The sequence below is a fragment of the Serratia sp. HNCC26DJ244 genome, from assembly GCF_057180565.1.
On record NZ_JBXUGO010000011.1, the window covers coordinates 39,337 to 61,452 of the forward strand.

17 protein-coding genes are annotated in these 22,116 nt (G+C 48.3%); 4 read left to right on the forward strand and 13 right to left on the reverse strand.

Going from position 1 to position 22,116, the window contains the following annotated elements; all coding sequences use genetic code 11:
• Positions 1–25: 25 nt before the first annotated feature.
• The 4 genes from AC2A06_RS10700 to AC2A06_RS10715 form a co-directional block, all read right to left on the reverse strand.
• The gene (locus AC2A06_RS10700) at positions 26–478 is read right to left on the reverse strand and encodes an ATP-binding protein (protein WP_484380256.1); all 453 of its coding nucleotides are present in this window, start codon (positions 476–478) and stop codon (positions 26–28) included.
• Positions 479–635: 157 nt separating this feature from the next.
• Complete coding sequence (locus tag AC2A06_RS10705) at positions 636–974, reverse strand: STAS domain-containing protein (RefSeq protein WP_023491876.1); 339 nt, start codon at positions 972–974, stop codon at positions 636–638.
• Positions 975–1,016: 42 nt separating this feature from the next.
• Positions 1,017–2,312 (reverse strand): PP2C family protein-serine/threonine phosphatase, encoded by a 1,296-nt coding sequence (locus AC2A06_RS10710; RefSeq protein WP_484380257.1) that lies wholly within the window; start codon positions 2,310–2,312, stop codon positions 1,017–1,019.
• 116 nt (positions 2,313–2,428) lie between these two features.
• Complete coding sequence (locus AC2A06_RS10715) at positions 2,429–4,867, reverse strand: glycogen/starch/alpha-glucan phosphorylase (protein WP_484380258.1); 2,439 nt, start codon at positions 4,865–4,867, stop codon at positions 2,429–2,431.
• A gap of 448 nt (positions 4,868–5,315) precedes the next feature.
• Between AC2A06_RS10715 and AC2A06_RS10720 the strand changes: the two genes are divergently transcribed.
• The 3 genes from AC2A06_RS10720 (at position 5,316) to AC2A06_RS10730 (ending at position 9,663) form a co-directional block, all read left to right on the forward strand.
• Positions 5,316–6,863 (forward strand): DUF1254 domain-containing protein, encoded by a 1,548-nt coding sequence (locus AC2A06_RS10720; RefSeq protein WP_484380259.1) that lies wholly within the window; start codon positions 5,316–5,318, stop codon positions 6,861–6,863.
• Between the two features lie 590 nt (positions 6,864–7,453).
• Positions 7,454–7,732 (forward strand): antitoxin of toxin-antitoxin stability system, encoded by a 279-nt coding sequence (locus AC2A06_RS10725; protein WP_484380260.1) that lies wholly within the window; start codon positions 7,454–7,456, stop codon positions 7,730–7,732.
• A gap of 491 nt (positions 7,733–8,223) precedes the next feature.
• Positions 8,224–9,663, forward strand: coding sequence for an MBL fold metallo-hydrolase (locus AC2A06_RS10730; protein ID WP_484380261.1), 1,440 nt, complete (start codon positions 8,224–8,226; stop codon positions 9,661–9,663).
• 801 nt (positions 9,664–10,464) lie between these two features.
• Here AC2A06_RS10730 and AC2A06_RS10735 read toward each other — a convergent pair.
• From AC2A06_RS10735 to AC2A06_RS10750, 4 genes are read right to left on the reverse strand one after another with little or no spacing between them, the layout of a single operon-like run.
• Positions 10,465–11,220 (reverse strand): ABC transporter ATPase, encoded by a 756-nt coding sequence (locus tag AC2A06_RS10735; protein ID WP_240822755.1) that lies wholly within the window; start codon positions 11,218–11,220, stop codon positions 10,465–10,467.
• Positions 11,207–11,467: a hypothetical protein gene (locus AC2A06_RS10740; RefSeq protein WP_484380262.1), complete on the reverse strand. Its 261-nt coding sequence runs from the start codon at positions 11,465–11,467 to the stop codon at positions 11,207–11,209. Before AC2A06_RS10740 ends, AC2A06_RS10735 begins: the two co-directional genes overlap by 14 nt.
• Positions 11,468–11,494: 27 nt before the next feature.
• Positions 11,495–12,058, reverse strand: coding sequence for an AAA family ATPase (locus tag AC2A06_RS10745; RefSeq protein ID WP_484380263.1), 564 nt, complete (start codon positions 12,056–12,058; stop codon positions 11,495–11,497).
• Between the two features lie 4 nt (positions 12,059–12,062).
• Positions 12,063–12,293 (reverse strand): helix-turn-helix transcriptional regulator, encoded by a 231-nt coding sequence (locus AC2A06_RS10750; RefSeq protein WP_033134993.1) that lies wholly within the window; start codon positions 12,291–12,293, stop codon positions 12,063–12,065.
• A gap of 86 nt (positions 12,294–12,379) precedes the next feature.
• Between AC2A06_RS10750 and AC2A06_RS10755 the strand changes: the two genes are divergently transcribed.
• Positions 12,380–13,360, forward strand: a complete 981-nt coding sequence (locus AC2A06_RS10755) for a LuxR family transcriptional regulator (protein WP_484380264.1) — start codon at positions 12,380–12,382, stop codon at positions 13,358–13,360.
• A gap of 152 nt (positions 13,361–13,512) precedes the next feature.
• On the opposite strand, the gene AC2A06_RS10760 is transcribed toward AC2A06_RS10755, so the two are convergent.
• From AC2A06_RS10760 to guaB, 5 genes are all read right to left on the reverse strand, one after another.
• The gene (locus tag AC2A06_RS10760; protein WP_484380265.1) at positions 13,513–15,378 is read right to left on the reverse strand and encodes a UvrD-helicase domain-containing protein; all 1,866 of its coding nucleotides are present in this window, start codon (positions 15,376–15,378) and stop codon (positions 13,513–13,515) included.
• Entirely contained in the window at positions 15,375–17,336 is a 1,962-nt protein-coding gene (locus AC2A06_RS10765) for an ATP-dependent nuclease (protein ID WP_484380266.1), read from the reverse strand. The genes AC2A06_RS10760 and AC2A06_RS10765 overlap by 4 nt, the downstream gene beginning before the upstream one ends.
• Positions 17,337–17,383: 47 nt before the next feature.
• Positions 17,384–18,571, reverse strand: coding sequence for a tyrosine-type recombinase/integrase (locus tag AC2A06_RS10770; protein WP_484380267.1), 1,188 nt, complete (start codon positions 18,569–18,571; stop codon positions 17,384–17,386).
• 308 nt (positions 18,572–18,879) lie between these two features.
• Complete coding sequence (gene guaA, locus AC2A06_RS10775; RefSeq protein ID WP_484380268.1) at positions 18,880–20,457, reverse strand: glutamine-hydrolyzing GMP synthase; 1,578 nt, start codon at positions 20,455–20,457, stop codon at positions 18,880–18,882.
• Between the two features lie 102 nt (positions 20,458–20,559).
• Positions 20,560–22,023: an IMP dehydrogenase gene (guaB, locus tag AC2A06_RS10780; RefSeq protein ID WP_484380269.1), complete on the reverse strand. Its 1,464-nt coding sequence runs from the start codon at positions 22,021–22,023 to the stop codon at positions 20,560–20,562.
• Positions 22,024–22,116 lie beyond the last annotated feature (93 nt).

Sequence of the window (22,116 nt, forward strand, 5' to 3'; positions counted from 1 at the left end):
TCGTTAGCTGGACAACGAAAGAATCTCATGTTGGATCAATGGATAAATTTTTCATCAAGGTCAGCAGATTATGCCCATCTGCAGTTTGGTAGCTCACCTCATCCATCACCGATTGAATCAATATCAATCCCATCCCCCCTTCCGGCCAACTGGCAGGATCAAGAGGGTCCGGTGAAAGTGTAGGTGATGTTACCCAACGCTGCAGAATGCTATCAGGAATGGGCACACCCAAATCTGAGAATGTTAAGATTAACCGCCGGTCATCATGGGCTAACGTGATAGTCACATTTTGATGGTCATCGTAATTTACGGCATGTTTAACAATATTGGTAAATGCTTCGCATGAGGCTAAATCAACCTGATAAACAAGCGCCGGGTCCAGCGAAAAAGGAGCAACAAATTCATATAATGCATCGCTCAGCTTCGCCAGACTCTCCAGGGATGCCGGTAAACAGAGTGTAGTCTTGACACTAGCCATATGGCCTCTCCTTCATATACCTCTCATACTTCAAATTGCTTGGGTGTTGGCTGCATCTATTCGCACCCGTTACATAGTGAGCTATGCTCCTGGCGACTCTCGGATTTGCCGCCTACAAGCAAATCGAATTATTTTGGGTATACGCCACCAGTTAGTCTCAACGGTTTATCAGTTTAAGCGCCGATTCACGATCGCTGCTAATGGTAAAAATCCGATCCATTCTCGTGAGTTTAAACATGTTCTGGATATTGCTATTCAATGAGCAAAGTGCCAAATCACCCCGGTTATTGAGCGTCTTAAGCATTGAAACCAGCGCGCCAAGGCAACTACTGTCGATAAAATCCACCTGGCTGAAATCCAGCAGCAGGCAATTTTTACCTTGCTCAATCATAGAGAGAATTTCTTGCTTAAAAACGACAGCGACGGAGGCATCAAGACGACGGACCAGAGGCGAAATAATTTCAACACCATTCTCAGACTGGATTTCAAAGTTCATAACTGCTCCTTTATTCATTCACTGTATCAAACTGATCACTCTTCAAGCATTATCCGGCACGACAATGCGCTCAATCGCCATCAGCGAAATATCATCAGTAAACAACTGATGTGATACCACCGCCGGTTGCCGACTATTTTCATGTTCACTGCTGCGCCATAGACTCAGCGCATGTTCAACTTTTGCAAAAATCTCTGCTTTCGCCAGGCCACGACATTCCGTCAGTAATGCCTGCAAACGCTGCTCACCATAAAGTTCCTGATGCTTATTCTCACACTCAGTCACTCCATCGCTATAAAGATAGAGCCGATCCCCCGCTTGCAGGTTAAAATAAGTGTCTTGGTATTCCGCATTATCAAATAGCCCGATGGGCATGCCCCCATCGCCCACAGAACACAATTCGCCATCAGCACGGACAATAAAGGGCGTAGGATGCCCCGCCTGACAAAGCACCGCTTCACCATTACAGGTATTGATGACACCATAAATCAGCGTGTAGTAGCTGGTTACCTGATCATTATCCAGGCAAAAACGTTGATTGAGCGCCTCGACCACGCGATGTGGCGCGGCTGGGACCTGTTCCCCACTTGCTGTTTGGTGCAGCAATAACTGGCTACTGATGCGCCCTGCCAGAAACTCCCGCGAAACCGCCAGTGAAAGCATCGCCGCACTGATGCCATGCCCGGCAACATCAACACTGAAAAAAGCAATATGTTGTTCTCCCAAGGGGAAATAATTCAATAAGTCCCCAGAGACATAAGCGGAAGGTAAAAACATCCAATCAAACTCAAATCCAGACAACAACAGATTGTGACTGGGCAAAAAACTATGTTGCAGTTTAGCGGCAGCCTGGAGATCGGATTCTATTTGATGATAAGCATAAGAGAGCTTCTCATTGCGTGCTTCTAGGGTACTTTCGAGTAACAGTACCCGCTCTGCCGCATGCAACCGAGCACGAAGTTGATTTTGATTAACCGGCTTCGACAAAAAATCATCCGCCCCCGCCTCCATGCCGGTCAATAAATCTTCCATGGATTGCCGAGCCGTCAGCAGAATAACGTAGATATAATGACCAAAATCATCATTGCGGATAGCTTGGCATAAAGCGACGCCATCCATTACCGGCATTTCCCAGTCACTGATCACGATATTAATCGGTTGTTCAGCCAACTTTTGTAACGCTTGCTGTCCATCCTCGGCCTCACAGACGTTAAACCCCCATTTGAGTAACGTCGCCGCCATCAGGTGCCGATAACTTTTTGAATCATCTACGATCATTATGGTGACCTGCAGATCGGCTGCAGGTTGGCCATTGGTAATCAGTTCCATAGGTTCCATAAAATGATGACCCTTTACCCCAAAAAAATCATTCAGCGCGAGTTGATAATAGTCTTGCTAGCCCATGGTCTTTGCTATGGGCCAGCAGCTTCAATGGTGGCGGTTGATAAACCACATTAACAAGGGATCCCCCAAATTTCTGTCGCATACCCTTTGATGGTACGGTCACTGGAGAAGAGCCCCATACCCGCGATATTTAATAGTGCCCGCCGATGCCACTGTTGCTGATGGGCGAAATCATGCAACACCTGCTCTTGAGCCACACAATAGCTGTCAAAATCGAGCAGATGGCAATAATGATCGCCTTCGGTCAACATGCGGTAAATCGGCAGGAAAAGTGATTTATCCAGATTAAAACGCCCAGAAACCAAGGCGTCAACCGCCTCCCTAGTCACCGGATTATTGCTATAGACATGATTATGGGACCCCGCAAACCGATGAGCATTGATTTCCGCCGCATTGGCCCCAAAAAGATAAAAATTGTCTGCGCCCACGGCATCACGGATTTCAATATTAGCGCCATCCATAGTACCGATGGTCAAAGCACCATTCATCGCAAACTTCATATTACTGGTGCCCGATGCCTCGGTTCCCGCCGTCGAGATCTGTTCAGAAAGATCCGTCGCGGGAATAATATGCTCAGCCAAGGAGACCTTATAATCCTCAAGAAATAGGACATTCAGTTGCCCCTTGGCACGAGGATCGTTATTAATGGTTCTCGCGACTTCATTAATCAACTGAATAATCAGTTTAGCCATCGCATAGCCAGGGGCGGCTTTTCCTGAAAACAGATGCACTTTAGGCTGTAGAGTATTGCCAGACTCTACAATGCCTAAATACAGATGTATCACATGCAAAATGTTCAGTAGTTGCCTTTTGTATTCATGAATACGCTTTACCTGGCTGTCAAATAGAGCTTGGGGATCAAGTTTCACCCCCTGCCGAGTGGCAACCAGTTGGCACAGAGCCCGCTTGTTATGCAGCTTAATCGTCTGCAACTCCTCCAATACCCCACTGTCATTCGCCAGTTTTTTCAACCCTTGCAGTTTATCCAGGTCGGTAACCCAACCAGGGCCTAATTCACGCGTCAGAAAGGTGGCCAGCCTTGGGTTAGCTTGTTGGATCCAGCGCCTTGGCGTTACACCGTTAGTCTGATTGGTGAACTTCTCCGGCGAGATAAAATAAAAGTTGGGCACTAATTCTTGTTTAATCAGTTCAGAGTGCAACTTGGCCACACCATTCACCTTGTGGCTACCAACAATAGCCAGGTTGGCCATGCGTACTTTCTTCTCGCCCCCTTCTTCAAACAGTGACAATGAAGCCAGCAGTTCTGGTCTGTCAGGCCATTTTTCTGCCACTTCGCTCAGGTGACGGTGATTAATTTCGTAGATAATTTGCAAATGGCGCGGTAACAGTTTTTCAAACAAGGTCACTGGCCAGGTTTCAAGTGCTTCGGGCATCAGAGTATGGTTGGTAAACGCACAGGTTTTTTGCGTGATCCCCCAAGCAATATCCCAATCCAACCGGTGCTCATCCACCAGAATTCGCATCATTTCGACAATCGCTAACGCCGGGTGCGTATCATTAAGCTGTATGGCAACCGCATCAGGCAGTGTAGTGATATCCTCTGAACGGGTAGCAAATTCCTGGAAAATATCACGTAAGGTACAAGCAACCAGAAAGTATTCCTGTGTCAGGCGTAACTCTTTTCCCGATTGTATTTCATCAGCCGGATAAAGAATTTTTGAGATATTTTCCGAGGCTATTTTTTGGCTAACGGCGCGTAGATAATCCCCACGGTTAAAAATATGTACATCAAACGAATCAGATGCACTGGCGCTGTATAAGCGCAATTTGTTAACGGTTTTACCCCCATAGCCAGTGACAAAATAGTCGTGAGGAACCCCGACAATCACCTTCCAATCCATCCACATCGGGTTGTAATTACCATCTATATCTTCGGTAACTTCAATATGCCCGCCAACAGGAATTAACATCAGTTGCGAATGATGATCAATTAGCCAAGGGGAGTGGATGGCATGCCAATCATCCGGCTGTTCAACCTGTTTACCATTCTGAATCGACTGCTTAAATAACCCATACTCATATTTAATGCCGTGACCCGATGCGGCAATATCCAGGGTAGCCATGGAGTCGATAAAACAGGCCGCCAAGCGCCCTAACCCACCATTGCCTAATGCAGCATCAGGCTCTTGGCCGACGATAGCGTCAAAATCAAAACCCAACTCGCCAATGGCTTGGCTGGCAGCCGATAACAACCCGACATTCATCAAATTATTACGCAGCGACTGACCCAGCAAAAACTCCATGGACAGATAATAGAGTCGTTTTGATTTTGCGGCTTCCTGATAACCTTTGGTTTCGAAGAAACCGTCTAATTGGTAATCTCTTATTGTTAATGCCAGCGCATTAAAGATATCAGCATCAGTGGCATCCTGCAGTTCAAGGCATAAACTGTACCTCAACTTGCTGATTATATTATTTTTAATCTCGTCAACCCCAGGCAATTCAACACGTGTCTGCTTTGTATTCATTTTCATCCCTACCCAAGCCGTGTATCTGAGTGTTTTCTTCGATATGAGCAGATATTTACCCGCTCAAAGTAATCCGATAAGTATAGACGGCTTTCAACTATTCAAAGGGAAATTGCAAGGTTATGACAGGTTATCGCTAAGTGGCTTAAAAGCGTGCAGATTAGCAGCTTTATCTGCTTACTGGATAAAAGTAGGCCAGTGAAATCTGAATTTCCGCCATTTAATAGTGGAGAATGCGATGCAACAATTTGCTTAGCGTTGAAGGAGCTCAGTATGGGTTTAGCAATCGGATTAATTGCCAAAGATCACAAATCTCCAATCGGGCTGGGCAATGTCACTAACGCTTTATGGAAAAACAGGGCAAAATCCTTGCCATCCGGCGGCTAGGTACTCTGGTCGTTTGTTTGCCTTTTACCGCAATTTCATAATGACTTTAGAGGTGTTAAGAATGAAAAATCCCAAAGTAAGTAAAGTTAAGCGGTCTCTTACTGGCTTATGTGTCGGCTTAGCGTTTTGCGCTTTTTCTGCTCAGGTTATCGCTCAGGATAATCATTTTGATCGCATCGTTAACTTGCCTGTTGTTGAAAATCGACCTACCGCTGAAACAGTACTCACCTTGCGTGACGAGCTATTATTTCAGCGTGCGACTCAAGCCTATCTTTGGGCAATGCCATTAATTAATACCCTCGGAATGAAACAAGGTTCGGAAGCTCAGTTTGGCGCAGGCTATAACGTTATGCCCATATGGAAAAAGCGTTTGGATGCAAAAACGTTGATTACAACCCCCAATGCCGACGTCATTTACGCCATTAGTTATCTGGATTTAGGAAAAGATGGCCCCTTGGTTTTTGAAGCACCACCTCAATTACAGGGTGTTTTATTGGATTTTTGGCAACGACCGATCCCTGTGGATGGCGGGAAGTTCTTCGGTGATGTCGGTTTCCCTGGACCGGATCGTGGTAAAGGGGGGAAATTTTTATTATTACCGCCAGGTTACCAAGGTGAAGTACCCGAAGGCTATTTCGTCTACCGTTCACAAACTAACAATGTTCTGGTCTTCTTGCGTTCTATGTTTCAGGATAACAATACTCTAGAACCTGCGGTTAAACGCATTGAGAGCGCTAAAATCTACCCGCTGAATGGGCAGGCCAAGGCTAAACCCATGCAATTCCCCGATGCCTCCGGGGTACCGGTCAACATGCTGCCTGCGAGCAGCGATATCGCTTTCGACCAGCTTAAATCTTTATTAGATAGTGAAGGTCATCATTTAGCTGATAATGATAGCTTAGGTATGCTCGCTTCTATTGGTATTAGACAGGGGCGGGATTTTAAACCTGAGGCACATACCAAAGACATTTTAAACCGTGCGGCACAATCTGCTTATAAAATAAGTCGTTCTATTGGTTTCCAAACTAATGTAAGTGGTCGAAATTTCCAAATTTATCCTGACCGTCAATGGATTAACCCACTTAGCGATATCACCCCTAAAAATCCCCAAAGTGAGTTAAGTTTAACTTGGCATTGGAATGACAGCGGTATTCTGGATTTGGATACCCGTATTTGGTATTTCACCAATTACTTTGCTGTCAGCCCCGGAATGGCCACCACCACCCCAGGTACCGGGGCAATGTTCTTGATTGGTTTCACTGATCACAATAAACAACCGCTTTCAGGTGGCAAAAACTACAAACTCACTCTACCGGCCAATGTGCCCGTTAATCTATTTTGGTCAGTCACACTTTATGAAGCTGAAAATGGTTCAATGCTGACAAATGGGCAACCCTTCCCTGCATTGAGCGGGCGCGCCGACCTGGAGAAAAATGCAGATGGTAGTATCGATCTCTATTTTGGTCCCGAGGCCCCCAAAGGAAAAGAGCGTAACTGGATAGCAACAGTGCCTGAGCGCGGTTGGTTTTCGATTATTCGTCTCTACGGGCCAACGGAAGCTGCATTAAATCGCCAATGGAAACCCAGTGACATCACGCCAATTAACTAACCTGAGCGTGGGATAAAAAATTGAAGTCAATGCCTGTTCCAAGGTCGGTTATTTAGCCAAAGAAACAGATCTAAAAAGGAACAGGCATAAATCAATGTGTGCTGGACAGCTTAAGCAGAATAGGCCATAGGTGTCCAAAGCTCATTCACATCATCGCCATTTGTCATCATTTAACCTGCTATATGCGTGAATTTATTAAAAAAACAACATGATATGCAGAAATATAATCAATTTTTACAAGCCAAGGTTGATGCAGGGCGAGCCTCAGGCTATCTGACCATTACCACGGTCATGGCAGTACCCTCTACATTTTTTCTGCTTTTTCAATGTGGCACAATGCCTTATTGCCCCTTCAAGTCTTATACTCACAACCACATCCAAGAAGGTTGAACGCGGGAGATTGCCGCAGGCCCGACAGAGACATAAATTATTACCCCGCTAAACGCCAAACCTCACCCTTCACTTTTATCAGACCATGAACAGCGTTGAGATTCTCTGTAAGAGAACAATAAAAACGGGTGTAAAACCCACCAGCACTTATATACTGACGACGTATAGACGTTATCAGTACCTATGTAGCGGGGGGTTATATGACAAAACAAGCTGTTTTTACTATGAAAATTGAGCCTGAATTACGCTCGGAGTTTATGGCGGCAACAAACGCTATTCATCGCCCTGCTTCACAAGTTATGCGTGAACTGATGCGAGAATTTATTAAAAAACAAAAAGATACACAGGAATATAATCAATTTTTACAAGCCAAGGTTGATGCAGGGCGAGCCTCTATGCAGGCTGGAAAGGGACGTTCTAATGATGACGTTGAAGCTAAATTTTCCGCTCTGCGTAACCAACTCAAAAGCAAATCATGAAAGTCGTTTACAGTCTCACGCAAAAATAGTTATCCCAACAGGGTATCAATGCACCTCTTACTGGCTGATTTTCTATCAACCATAAAAAATGCCATTAATGATATAAAAAATCATCAATGGCATTAATTTTATTAAATCAATCTATTAAAGAAAGATCTTATTCCATTCAATTGTATACAATACAAAAAAACACTTATTTTACAAAAAGTTAAAATCCAACAATTCCAAAACACCATGAAAAATACCACAATAAAAATGTACACAAGACAGCAAAATCAGCATTGTAATGGCTCAAGGCCCGCATCGTTGTTAGCATGCATTCTCATAGGTAATCCAGATGCGGGACTCGAATTCAAGTAGCGAGTGTCAGGATCAAGCTTGATGTAGCCATTCGTCTGCTAAAGCCGAGTTCCCCCCCCATAAAAATTTTCGTGTCAATAAATTAATGTTATCAAACCCTAGCTCGTCCCATATTAGATCAAGGAGAGACAATGAGCTTATTCCAAGTAGACCGAACACAATTTCCTATTGGCCAAGGTGGCTTTCATGCAACTGTCGTACACATGCCTCGCGGGAAGAACCTGAGCATGGTGATCGACTGCGGAGGTGCAGACAAAAGTCATCGCAGCCGACTGATCAAGATATTCTCTGAAGGTAAACGCCAGCACGACATTTTGGCGATTAGCCATTTCGATGCAGACCACATTAACGGCGTCGATGATTTGCGCGAAGCAGGCATCAAGTTCAACACCGTGTTCCTGCCACATGTGGAGGTCCAAAGCTACCTACTGTGGATGACCTTGAAGCTCAGTATCAGCGAGGAAGACCCCGAAAAATTGGCTCATATTGTGCAAACTAGCGGTCGCCTATATGGTGGTGATTACGGGTCCGTGGTGCTCGTCGGCCCTCCAAGTTTGCTACCGATAGATGAGCGCCGAGACGATCTACTTGAAGATAACGACCTAGCCAACGTATTGAGTGATGATGCTTACAAAGCAGTACAAAAAGCTCGCGGATTACCCGGACAGGTCTTTTCATGTTCTCAGTCACTGAACATAAGGGAGATAGATTGGCTTTTCCGCTTTTATTCACGCGAATGGACTTTCCCTAAAGATGCGAAATCCATTTGGGATCTAGAATTTTTAGACGGTTTGAAAGCTGTAGTGAACATAACTAAGCAGCAAATGAATACTCACGCATGGACCAGTTTCTCCACCCAGTTAATAACTGAGTTGAAGGCGAAGATCGCTCCCTCCGATGCAGAGAAAGTAATGTCACTAATAAGCGTGCAGCCACCAAAAAATGACCCCCGATTTAAGCGATTGGTAAAACTGAGGAATGAAATAAAGAATGCGAAAAATGGTGGGCTCAGTTGTAAGTACGTGCTAGGCCAACTGTACGAGCTCAGCGAGACACTTAAGGATTACAACGATGCCTCGATGTGTGTTTACTCTGGACCGGCACAGCGTGGCACCGGTGTTCCGCGCGAACAATTTTCCCGTTCGGTCCACCAAGGGCGCAGGGCACTGCGCACAGAACCCCTGGACGGTGTATATTCCCGTGAGGTAGGCTGGATCTCTACGGGTGATTCCGACTTTTCCACTCAAGAAAAGCTACGAGACTTCCTGTGGCACTACTGCACTGAAATAGCCCTAACATCAATCTTCGTGCTTCCGCACCACGGTTCGCGTATGAGCTACGACCCGAACTTGGACCTCTTACGAGAACTGTCCGCCAACCTTTGCGAAAGACCGTTATTCATCGCACCGGCAAATCCGGAAAACAAGACATATCACCATCCCCATTGGCCGGTAGAATCCACTTGCCGGAAGGCCGGTGACTTCTATATCGTCGATCAGAGCCTCGCTTCATTCTATGCAGAATCCGTAAAAACAGTATGTAGCCTACCAAGGATTTTCATTTTTGATTAGCAGCTGATTTCACTCATCTGATTAGAGTCGAGATTAATGCTTCCAATCAAACTGGTAGGAAAATGTACACCGAATCTACTAAGGCCAAGAGTATGAACCAAGCCTTGCTAAACAACAGCATACCCCTAAGAGCTAGAAGACTTACAACCAAGGAGATCGCAGAGCTTCGGCGGGATATGGCCGAGTCATCAGCCAAGATGCGGACAGAATTGGCACGTAGACGGAACGATTGCCCGACTAAACAGGACTGGTTATCACCCGCGTAACTGACAAACCCCACAGGGCAGGATGTACGTTGAGCGCCGCAGGTGCGAATAAGGGCCGGTGAAGAGGCTCGCCATGCTTGCATGGTGGGCCTACTTCACACATCCTGCCCTCAGATCAGCATTGTATCTCTCGGGGATTCTCAATAGGAAAGAGCTGTTATCGCCATACATAGGATTAAGTAATGTACTTACGCCAGGAAAAGATCTGAAAAAAGATAAAACGTCATACAAAACAGTATGATTAGTACGCAAACACATATGCTTTACTTAGCTAAACCCAATAGCTTTACACATAGTTTCCGTGCACTTTCCTACGAGCCCCCTCAATCAGCTTACAGGGCTAGATCCTTTACTGGCGTTCAATTCTCGGCCTCTGGCCGATTGCGCAGTCCGACAAGGTGTAACCGTCCGCATAAAGCAGACGGTTACACCGCCTGGAGATCCTGAGATATCCTGAATATCCTGCCAAAACAGTCAAAAATCGGGCGGGTGTACCACGCTTTCGGGCGCCTGTGCCACACCTTAGGCCTCCACGCTATCGGGCGCCTGTACCACGCCTCACCCTATTTTCATCAGTGATTTCTATCCCCAGCTTGGCAAAGCCAGCGGCATCACGTTTCAATCGCCTACGTCCGTCGCGTATCTTTTGACTAGAAGCATCACCACCGCATACCGCACGGATCAGGGTATCCATGTGCCAGCCTCCTGCTGGATCATGCTTATGTGTCAACACATGCCGAGCTACCGCTTGACTGATCCCATACTTGAACCTCGCGATAGGCGCTGGCTGGTAGTGAAGGGATAAGTCGTGCTCCATCAACATGACTAAGACCGCGCCCAATCGGACACGCCACAGATTACGCTCTCCACCTGTCAGAGGATCTCGACGAGTCATCGACGAGGGTATTACATGATCAATCAGGCCACCGATAATTGGAAAATCAAACTGCTGTGTCTCTATAGCGATAGTTGCCGCTCTCAGTTCAACCAATAGCTTCTCTATTTGGGTAAGGCTGTATTGATAATCGGATAAAATCCGACGAAGCTGCGCAGGGTCTACCAGAAGCTCCACTCCACCATCGGACACATCTCGCTTTCGCTCGGCGACGAAGAGCATAGACTCTACAAGGTCAGCATGGCGCTGCCCTAGCCTTCCGGTCACTCTGCAGCGCCCAAAGCGGGTCTCCATCCACTGTCCCTTACTCTCGACGGGTCGCTGGCTTGGCTGATAAATCATCACTCTAGCCTGTAACACTGTGCTGGTCGGAGCGACCTTATTACCAGTTGTCATCATCACCCCTTACCACTGCTTTAGGCTTCACTAACAGCTGTCTCTTTATCCTCTCCAGCACAGCCGGCTTGAGAACGCCCCCCTCATGACGACGCAACCAACGCTCGGGAAAAGGTGCTCCATAGTTGGCTTTGCTTACACCAAAGCGGACGAAGTAACCGCGTTGGCCGTCGTTGACCCCCAGCTCTTCGGCTTCCTTTGGCGTCATCCCCGAAAGGTAGGATTGCCAACGGATGTTATCGACCAATACAGATGAACCACGGCTGGCCTGCTGTTAGTCACCAGAACCCATCATGGTCGCCCCCTTGCTGGAGTGATGGAGAAATACGATAGCGCAGCCCGTTTCGACAGCGATGGCCTCCATCCGGCCAATCACCTGCGACATTGGCCCGCTGGCGTTCTCCTCCTCGATATGGAAGCGCCGCAGAGTATCCAGGATCAGCAGGCGCCTGCCCTCTGCAACTTGTCTAAGTCCGTCAAACCACGCCGAAGACATAATGTCAGGACACCGACCGATCAGCGGCTCAATCAGTAATCCATCAGCTACCGCCTGCTGCTCTGTAAGCGTGAGATGTGCACCCAATACATGCAACCGATGATGGATCGTGGCGATCGGGTCTTCAGCTGGCAGGTAAGCCACAGCGCCTGTGAGGAATTCACCGATCTTCAGTAGATCTGGGCCTCCAGCAATCTGTGTCGCAAGCTGTAAGGCCAACATGGACTTACCCGCCCCACCAGGTGAAACAATTGCACCTACAGTTCCCGCTACCATATTTGGTAGAACGTAATCGATAGGCGGCGGCAACTCAGTAAAAGCGGCCATGAGATCGAGGGCCATGATATTAACCTCCAATAGTCTGGCCGGGGCGTGAAGCATGGAATCCAGAAGACTTGCGCTCTTCAATCCATTTTTCGACTTCCGACAGATCCCAAGCAACATTTCTGCTTGTCAGCGCAATACGGCGTGGGAATTCACCCCGCAGCTCCATGTTGTAAATTGTTCGCGCAGAGAGTGGGATCATGTCCAAAAGTGCTTTTCTATTAATGAGGGTCTTAAATGCCATTGTTTGCATGTGTTTGCCTCCAGCAACCAGTGAAGGCGCCATAGTGCCAAGCAATACAACTTGAGTAAGCGCATTAGTTGGCTAAAATGGTTGACATGAAAAAAGCACCAAAGATAGTCATCTGGGAAAACTGCGATCATCACATTTCGGCTGCCATCCAGCAGTTTGAAGAACTCTGGCTACCATACTCAGTCTCATCACGCCGCTACCCCATCCTTCGCTTGATCAAGGAAGTCCTCGACCACGCTGTAAATAGCTACATAAAGACTCTTCCAGCAAACTACACAGGGTATCTTCCTGGTGCGGCGGTCGGTGTACCTTTCAGTGAAATTGTAAGACTGGTAGGGCTAGAAGCCATGATCCGTATGCAACGGCAGTTGTTGCGACAGTTCATCAAAACTGAAGACCAACAAACACCGATAGACCTTTGCTTTGTCGCTACGCTTGAATCTTTGATTGGATTAGTCGGGTGCTGCGCATGTAAATTACCCAAAAGGTCTACCTCCAAAAAAGGTATCAACCTGAACAAGCAACGAAAACATGGATTTTGCGAGTTCTGCGGGAATATGACTGAGTTTTCTACCTTTATGGCAACGGTGGAGGATAACCGGATCAATAATTCCGAACTCGAAGATCACAAGAAATTAGAGCTCAGTAACCAGTATTGCAGTGAGCATCGACCCAAGCTGGTAACTGGTGAGTGGAACCCTTTATATAGAAGAGCAAAACGCTCACTAACACAATTTAATATCGAACTTGCCAGGCTGACTCATCAGTGCACCAACCGATCCAGACCTAACGGACTATCAGGCGATGAACTGATAGATAAATACTTTTTCCAATTGATGCTGAGATTAATCTTGCAGCCAGCAGACGAAGAAAAATTGCGCCACCTAGCTCGTAGGATGGTGGATTCAAAGCTATCAGACACCAAGAAAATGATGTTAGTACTCAGACAATTGGGGTTCAATCAAACAGAGATTGGTCAACGGATACTAAATGCCAAGAAACAGCCAATAACACGACAAGCTGTATCTAAAGCGTTGGCGTCAGTTCGCAAGGAGTTCCAATTATGAGTGCATCTAAGACTGATAAAATTTTTTAGCTGCTAAAATATACCCGCTCAGCCTTGAGCAGATGCTCTCTATCCACATTGATAGAAAGCATCGATTCTAAAGATACATTAATTTTTTATTAAATGGGCAGGGATAAATTACCTAGGCCATATTCAGTTTTCACCCAATATGGTCGTACCATCTATAGTATCGACCCCCGCCGGAGCCAATAATTGCTGTATCCAGCCAATAGCATGCCCTCGGTCAACGCACTGGGAGAAAAACGCACGTTGCTTTGCTCTGGTAAAGGCAACAAAGAAAGTGTTTAGCTCTTCACCGCGTTGTGGCGTAAGGCTCCACCAGGTCTGATTGTCGAGCCCATAAAATATCATCGTGTGGAACTCAAGACCTTTGCTTTTATGGACGGTCATCAGAGCCACTTGGCCAATACCTTCAAACTCATCCAGCGCCTCCATCCAGCTGCTGCTATGTTCTGCGCACTCTTTCAGGAGTGTGACAAATCCACTCCATACCCTCTCAAAGTCCCTTTCCCGCTGATAGGCGGGAAAAGATTGCCGAAGTGCAGGGGTTCCGACAAATTCAAGAAGCATCTCTGCAATCTCTTCCGCTGCATCCGGATCAGGCTGGCGACGCACCAACTCTTCCCTTAATTGGCGGACGAATGCTTCAAGCTTAACCAGTAACCGTTCCTGCGTGAGATCGTTATCCGGATCAGCAGCCTCCAGAAACAGATAGTTCTGCTGGGCCTGCTCCCAGTTTTCCGGGCTTCGGTTCGTCGCTCCCAGGCGGAGCAAAGGGACGAATATGCTGGTCAGTTCTTCACCAAGTAGATCTTGTATTTGAATTTCACCGACTGACCGGGCCGCATTTCTGATCCTGAGACCTCGTGCCGCAAAAGCAGGGGCTATCTCACTCTCCACCTGATCTGCCCGCATTCTGATCAGAATTGCTACATCATGTGGCGCAACACGCCCTGACTGAACCTCACGCCTCACCCATTCAGCCAGATAATTGTTCTCGTCATCTGCGTTCCGAAATTGCCAGATAGCAGAAACCTCACCTTCAATTTCACGGGTCCCTTGTGCCTGCACAGCTTCCACATTGCCGTCTATCCGGCGAGCAATCTCGTGCTGAATAAGAACAAGATCCGCATGTGACCGCCAGTTTGAAAGCAATGTGATACGCCTCGCACCAAAGTCGTTCTCAAACTGGTCGAAGGCGTCATTCATGGCTCCCGCCCATCCCATGATACGCTGCTTATCATCGCCTACTGCCGTAAAAACAGCATCGCTACCATCGAATGCCGTTTGCAACAAGTCGTACTGGGCATAGGTGGTATCCTGGTATTCATCAAGAAAGACAATGGGATACGTTGCCTGTAAGGCCCGACGGATATATGCATTTTCCTGCAGCAGCAGTTTTACAAGCCTATTTATCATCGGGAAGGACAGAGAGATCTCGTCGCCTCCGAAGAATTGTTCATGCCAGTAATCTGCTAACGCACGATGTACTTCAGATCCATTTGACAAGTCAATTGACAGGTCTGTCAGAAGAAGCCTTCCCTCAAGCTGTTGAACACTCACACCGTGATAGCCGTGACGTTCAAGAAAATCCTCATAATCCCGACGAAATGGCGTAACGATCTGATACGTGCCAGGCGAATTGAACGGCTCAGGTAAAGCAGGACGGAACCGGTCCAGAAGTCCCTTGGTGAAGGCATCAAAAGTCATTGAATCAAAGCGCCGCGCCTGATCTCTCGGGCAACGCTTTGCAACCCTTTCAGCGAGGTTTCGGGCGGCATCTTTTTTAAAGCTGATGGCCAGAATACGTTTGGGGGCCGGACAAATGCTTGTCTGCAGAAGATAGGTCGCCTTCTGTGCCAGAAACTCAGTTTTTCCCGCACCGGCACCAGCGGTCACGAGGATGCTACTATCGGTTTCACGTAAAGCCTCCCATGCTCTGCCTTCCAGACCACCGACCCCCTGAGGTACCCAGTCGTCTCTTCTTACGCGGATCATTCCCCGACTCCTGGCAGATTTAGTTTATGCATTACGTACTCAATAAGGGCCCTAAGCTCAGCAGGAGCTGACGCAGAAACATCGCCATTAGGGATACGGGAAAACGCAGCCAAATGGGTCTCTGGCTTACTGCGGCTCAAGAACAAATACGGATACCATTTAAAAGCATCATCATAGAGCTCGGTATACAAGGCTGGGGTACCACCTGTTTTAAGTGTGCTGACCTTTTTGGCTTGAATAGCAGCAGCACTACTCTGGGGTCCATTGCCACCTGGATTGGCAACCTGATAAGCGGTTGGAAAGGCGAGCAACATGGCAAAATCGAGATCAATGGGATAGGAAAAGAAAACACCTTCCCTCCTGAATGCTTGAAGCCATTGACCTTGCAGGCCTTCATTATAAAGCTGTTGGTCGGTAAGCTGAGCAGCATTAGCACCATTGGTGCTCCCAAAATTACTCCCGATATCGGCCAAATTCTGAAGGCAGCTTCTCATGGCATTCGCCCCACCATGTCGGCGCCCCAGGTCAAGATCGAGCAATGTGGCATGTGGAATCTCAAGATCATTCAGCAGCCGCCAGAAATGCGCCACGAACCGTCCTCCTAGTGGGACGACAGGAACAAATGACGGGTCAAGTGGCACCTCCATATCTTCCGCTATTTTCGGAATGACGACGCGCTCTGAATCCCCTTCACCTAGGATTACAAATCGCGCGAAATAAAGTTCGGGGTATGCCTTTACGGCCAGCCTGACATACACGCTGGCCTCAACATCATCTTCAGGCAAGGTCAGTTCTCGGATCGATGAGCACCGGGCGTTCCGGTCCATACGAAAATATCTCACTTCCTCCGGCTCTATCCGACTCAGGATAGCCGGGGAATGGCTGGATAGCAGAACCTGCGCAGAAGGCAGTGCACCGATCTCTCTCGCCTGTTTGATGATGCGAGACAAAAAGAACGGTGACAGGTTGTTTTCTGGCTCTTCGATGGCAAGAATCGTCAGGTGAATACGGCGTAACTTATCCTGTTCAAATGAGCTGTCATCAGCAGGCAAAGAAAAAGCTTCACGCTCGCTTTCTAGCGTTGCCGCTGTAAGGGCTATATGAAACAGAGAACGCTGACCGTCACTCAGCTCGGACAAACGGCGCTCCTGACCTTCTTCATCAGGCGTAAAGGTAAATTCCGCTTTACGAACAAGCTCCTCAAAACGGTTTTCGATGAGCCTCAAGCGTGGCTTACTGTCTGTATCAGCTTCATAGACCTGTTGCCAACGCTTCGAAAGACGCTGCAGCAGAAACTGCGACGGCTCCTCTTCCTCGAAACTGCTCTGGATCTGACCGGCACTATCAGAGCTTGCATCCCTAAATGCCGTCGACCATTTGGCAGCCTGCCATAACCGCCCTTTTAGAAGAGCGGTCACCTGAGTAGTCGCATCACGATTTGCCGGTAAGTAAATAAACTGGATCGAAGAGCGCTCTACAGCCTGAACCCTGGAGCAATCATCCCATTGAAAATTATCATCTAGGGCTCTTATCCAGCGTATATCCTCTTCAATTGCCCCTTCCGGCGTACCGTCATCCGTCCATGTTGCTTGTAGTCGTATCCGGGCCTTAAGGGGCTCTCCCTCACCGGAAGCAGCCATCTGATTGAAAAACTCCGGAACAGCATCAAGAGGAGCTGTGTCTTGCTCTTCCAGTTCAGGGAAGGCAAGTACCGCTTCGACAAACAGACTGTCGCCAGACTGCAGTTCCTGCCGGTCAATAGGTATGTGAAAATCCCGACGCTGTACCGACCGCTGCGTTGGTGATGTACCAAACAACCGGGACACAGCTTGCAGCACTGCCGTCTTTCCGGAACCGTTTCCGCCGACAAGTATCGTCAGTTCTTCCTCGAAATTTAGCTCGACCACCTCATGCCCGAAACAACGGAAATTCTGTAGTTTTATCTTCTCTATTTTCATCCCTGATTACCTTTTTGTAAGAGATGCCTTTAAAAGTTAGCGAGCCCCTAAATAACCCACTCATCGATCATATCAGCCCAGTCCTGCAACATCGCAGTGCGCTGCTCTCGATATTCAGCCTTGTTATATACCGCTCTCACGCCCTTTTGCTCATGAGCAAGGCATTTTTCGATCCAATCAGTGTTATAGCCAGCTTCATGTAGCAGGGTGCTAGCCGTGCGTCTCAAGTCATGGGGACCAAATTTGGCGAGCGGCTTGCCTTCTTTCTGTGCCAGTGTGTAGGTCATGGTCATCACCCGATTCAGGGTGGCACTGCTCATGGGCAAATCTGAGTCGTAACGGGATGGCAGTATATAGTTAGAGCCACCAGAGAAGGTCTTCAACGCGATCAGGATGTCCAAGGCTTGTCTGGATAGAAACACCAGGTGGGGGGGCCGTCGCTTCATCCGCTCTTTTGGGATGGTCCAAAGAGCGTCGCTGAAATTGATCTCGCTCCAGGTCGCATTTGTCAGCTCACTTTTGCGCACCATGGTCAAAAGCAGTAACTTTACCGCTGCACGTATGGAGGGCGATGTGCCAATCCGCCCCATATATTCATACATAAGCCGGATTTCTGCAGGCGACAAAGTTCGATCTCGCGGCTCAAATCTGGCAATGCTCGTTGGTCTAACAAGGTCAGCTGGGTTTTCAACCTTCTGCCCTCGCTCGATGGCCCAACGATAAATCTGCAGCACTATGTCACGGGTATGAACAGCCGTTGCTGGAGCCCCTCGCTCCACAATGGCATCCGTCAGCATGCGCAAATCTTCATGGGTGATCTCGGTCAGCTTCTGGTTGCCAAATTTCGTTTCCAGTTCCCGAGCATAGACAGAGCGACGCATATCACGGGTGGAGTCCGCCATCTGGTAACCTCGCAACCACTTTTCCGCCCAAGCACCAAATGTTTCAGCATCTTTTACCCGAGCCTTTTTACGAGCCTTCTCCTTAGCCGGAGACTTACCGTCGGCCACCATCCGCTTGGCTTCATTCAGTCGCTCGCGGGCTTCAGCCAAACTGATACCACCGACACCGTAGCGGCCAAAGGTGATCGTCTCTTGCCTGCCATTGATCGAGTAGTTGTAACGGAACGAGACCGAACCGGCGGGGGTAACAGCTACATAAAGGCCATCCCGGTCATTCACCTTGTAAAGTTTGTCCCTCGGCTTGAGGTTGCGCAGCTTGGTATCAGTCAGCAAAAGTCTTATCCTTACTCGAATCTGATACCATGCTGAAATACCACCCAAAAATAAGGTAATAAAATCAATAAAAACAGTTAGTTAAGCAAATTAAATACCATGAAAATACAGAATCAAGCAGCATGGTATCGGCTATCATTCATGGCATCATGCCTCGATAATACCACCTTGGATACCATACTCAAGTGGTGCTTCCCACTGCCATCCGTTGCCAGGTCATACCAAATACAAAAACAAAAAAGCCAATATAAACATGGGCTTAAGTGTATTCTTGTGCCAGTTAGTACCAGCTAATGCCTAACGAGTGATCATTCCCATTCAATTGTCGCTGGTGGTTTACCACTGATATCGTAAACCACACGGGAAATGCCATTGACTTCGTTAATGATACGGTTGGAGACCCGGCCGAGGAATTCGTACGGCAGGTGTGCCCAATGCGCAGTCATAAAGTCGATGGTTTCTACTGCCCGCAGGGAAACTACCCAATCATATTTACGACCATCCCCCATGACCCCTACCGAACGTACTGGCAGGAACACGGTGAATGCCTGGCTGACCTTGTTATAGAGATCCGCTTTGTGCAGTTCTTCGATAAAAATTGCATCGGCACGACGCAGCAGGTCGCAGTATTCTTTTTTCACTTCACCCAACACGCGCACCCCTAAACCTGGGCCAGGGAATGGGTGGCGATAAAGCATGTTGTATGGCAGACCCAGCTCCAGGCCAATCTTGCGCACTTCGTCTTTGAACAGTTCTTTCAACGGTTCAACCAGACCCAGTTTCATCTCTTTCGGCAGGCCACCCACGTTGTGGTGCGATTTGATCACATGAGCCTTGCCAGTCAGAGAAGCGGCAGATTCAATCACATCCGGGTAGATGGTGCCCTGTGCCAACCATTTCACCTGGCTTTGTTTGCAGGCTTCTTCATCGAACAGTTCAACAAACACCCGGCCAATAATCTTACGTTTGGCTTCTGGCTCATCAACGCCAGCCAACGCGCTCAGGAAGCGTTGTTCTGCCTGAACATGAACAATATTCAGGCCAAAATGGTCGCCGAACATTTCCAACACCTGCTCCGCTTCGTTCAAACGCAGTAGGCCGTTATCCACAAACACACAAGTCAGGCGTTTACCGATAGCACGGTGTAGCAGCATGGCGGTAACCGAAGAATCCACACCACCGGACAAGCCGAGGATCACATGCTGGTCCCCTACCTGCTGGCGAATACGCTCAATGGCATCGTCAATAATGCTGGCAGGTGTCCATAACGCTTCACAACCACAAATGTCCAATACAAAACGTTCCAGCAGGCGCTGGCCCTGGCGGGTATGGGTCACTTCCGGGTGGAATTGCACGCCATAAAAACGTTTTTCTTCATTGGCCATAATGGCAAATGGGCAGGTATCGGTGCTGGCAACAGTGACAAAATCAGACGGGATAGCCGTCACTTTGTCGCCATGGCTCATCCATACATCCAGCAATGGGTTGCCTGCCGGGCTGATGGCATCTTCAATACCGCGAGTCAAGGCGCTGGCGCTGGTGATTTCCACCTGTGCATAGCCAAACTCACGCTCGTTTGAACCCTGTACATGGCCACCTAACTGTATCGCCATGGTCTGCATACCATAGCAAACCCCCAGTACCGGGACTCCAGCAGTAAAGACATATTCTGGTGCGCGCGGGCTATTAAATTCAGTGGTACTTTCCGGGCCGCCAGAGAGAATAATGCCGCTCGGGTTGAATGAACGGATCTGTTCTTCGCTCACATCCCAGGCCCACAATTCACAGTAAACGCCAATTTCACGCACACGGCGTGCTATCAACTGGGTATATTGCGAACCGAAGTCCAGGATGAGAATGCGATGCTTATGAATGTTTTTTGTCATGTGAGGCAAATTCCAGCAACAGAAAAAAGGGCAAAGAGCACATTGAGGATGAGGAAGGAACTCCCTCCCCCCTAGGCGCTTCTTGCACGAATGGGCGAAATATTAGCCCATGCGGTAATTAGGAGCTTCCTTGGTAATGGTCACATCATGCACATGGCTTTCCTGAATACCTGCACCGCTGATGCGCACAAATTCAGCTTTGATACGCAGTTCATCAATGGTGGCGCAACCGGTCAATCCCATACAGGAACGCAAGCCTCCCATCTGTTGGTGCACGATAGCCTTCAACATACCTTTGTAAGCCACACGGCCTTCAATACCTTCCGGTACCAGTTTATCAGCAGCGTTATCAGTCTGGAAGTAACGGTCGGAAGAACCTTTCGACATCGCCCCCAAAGAGCCCATGCCACGGTAAGATTTGAATGAGCGCCCCTGATAGAGTTCGATTTCCCCAGGCGACTCTTCTGTCCCCGCCAACATGGAACCGACCATCACGCAAGATGCGCCGGCAGCAATCGCCTTGGCAATATCACCCGAGAAACGGATCCCGCCATCAGCAATCACCGGGATACCACTGCCTTGCAACGCCTCTACCGCATCAGCAATCGCGGTGATCTGCGGAACCCCTACGCCAGTCACAATACGTGTGGTACAGATAGAACCTGGGCCAATCCCCACTTTTACCGCGCTAACACCGGCATCCATCAATGCTTTGGCCCCTGCGGATGTCGCCACGTTGCCGCCAACAATTTGTAGCTCTGGGTATTTGGCGCGAGTTTCGCGAATGCGCTGCAACACCCCCTCGGAGTGACCATGGGAAGAGTCAATCAGCAGTACATCCACCCCGGCAGCAACCAGCGCATCAATACGTTCCTCATTACCTGCACCGGCACCCACCGCAGCACCGACACGTAAACGCCCATGCTCGTCTTTACAGGCATTCGGTTTACGCTCTGCTTTCTGGAAGTCTTTTACCGTGATCATACCCAGCAGACGGAAGTTATCATCCACCACGAGGGCTTTCTCAACACGCTTTTCATGCATTTTCTGCAGAACGACGTCTCGTGCTTCCCCCTCTTTGACGGTCACCAAACGTTCCTTCGGTGTCATCACCGCCGTCACCGGTTGGGTCAAATCGGTAACAAAGCGGACATCCCGGCCAGTAATAATACCAACCAGTTGATTACCGTCCGTCACCACCGGATAACCGGCAAAACCGTTACGTGCGGTCAGGGCTTTCACTTCCTCCAGCGTGGTATTCGGTGTAACGGTTTGTGGGTCAGTCACCACACCGCTTTCATGCTTTTTCACACGGCGAACTTCTTCCGCCTGACGCTCGATAGACATATTTTTGTGAATAAAACCCAGGCCACCTTCCTGTGCCAATGCAATGGCCAGGCTGGATTCGGTAACCGTATCCATTGCTGCTGACAGCATAGGGATATTTAGGCGGATAGATTGAGTCAGTTGAGTGCCAAGATCGGCAGTATTAGGCAGAACAGTGGAATGGGCTGGAACCAGGAGAACGTCGTCAAACGTCAGAGCTTCTTTAGCGATACGTAGCATGGGCAATATCTCACCAAGGTGGTTGGGGAAAAGATAAAATATTGCCGCTGCATTATACAGAACGTAACCGATTGCCTCCAGCATTTTCTGATA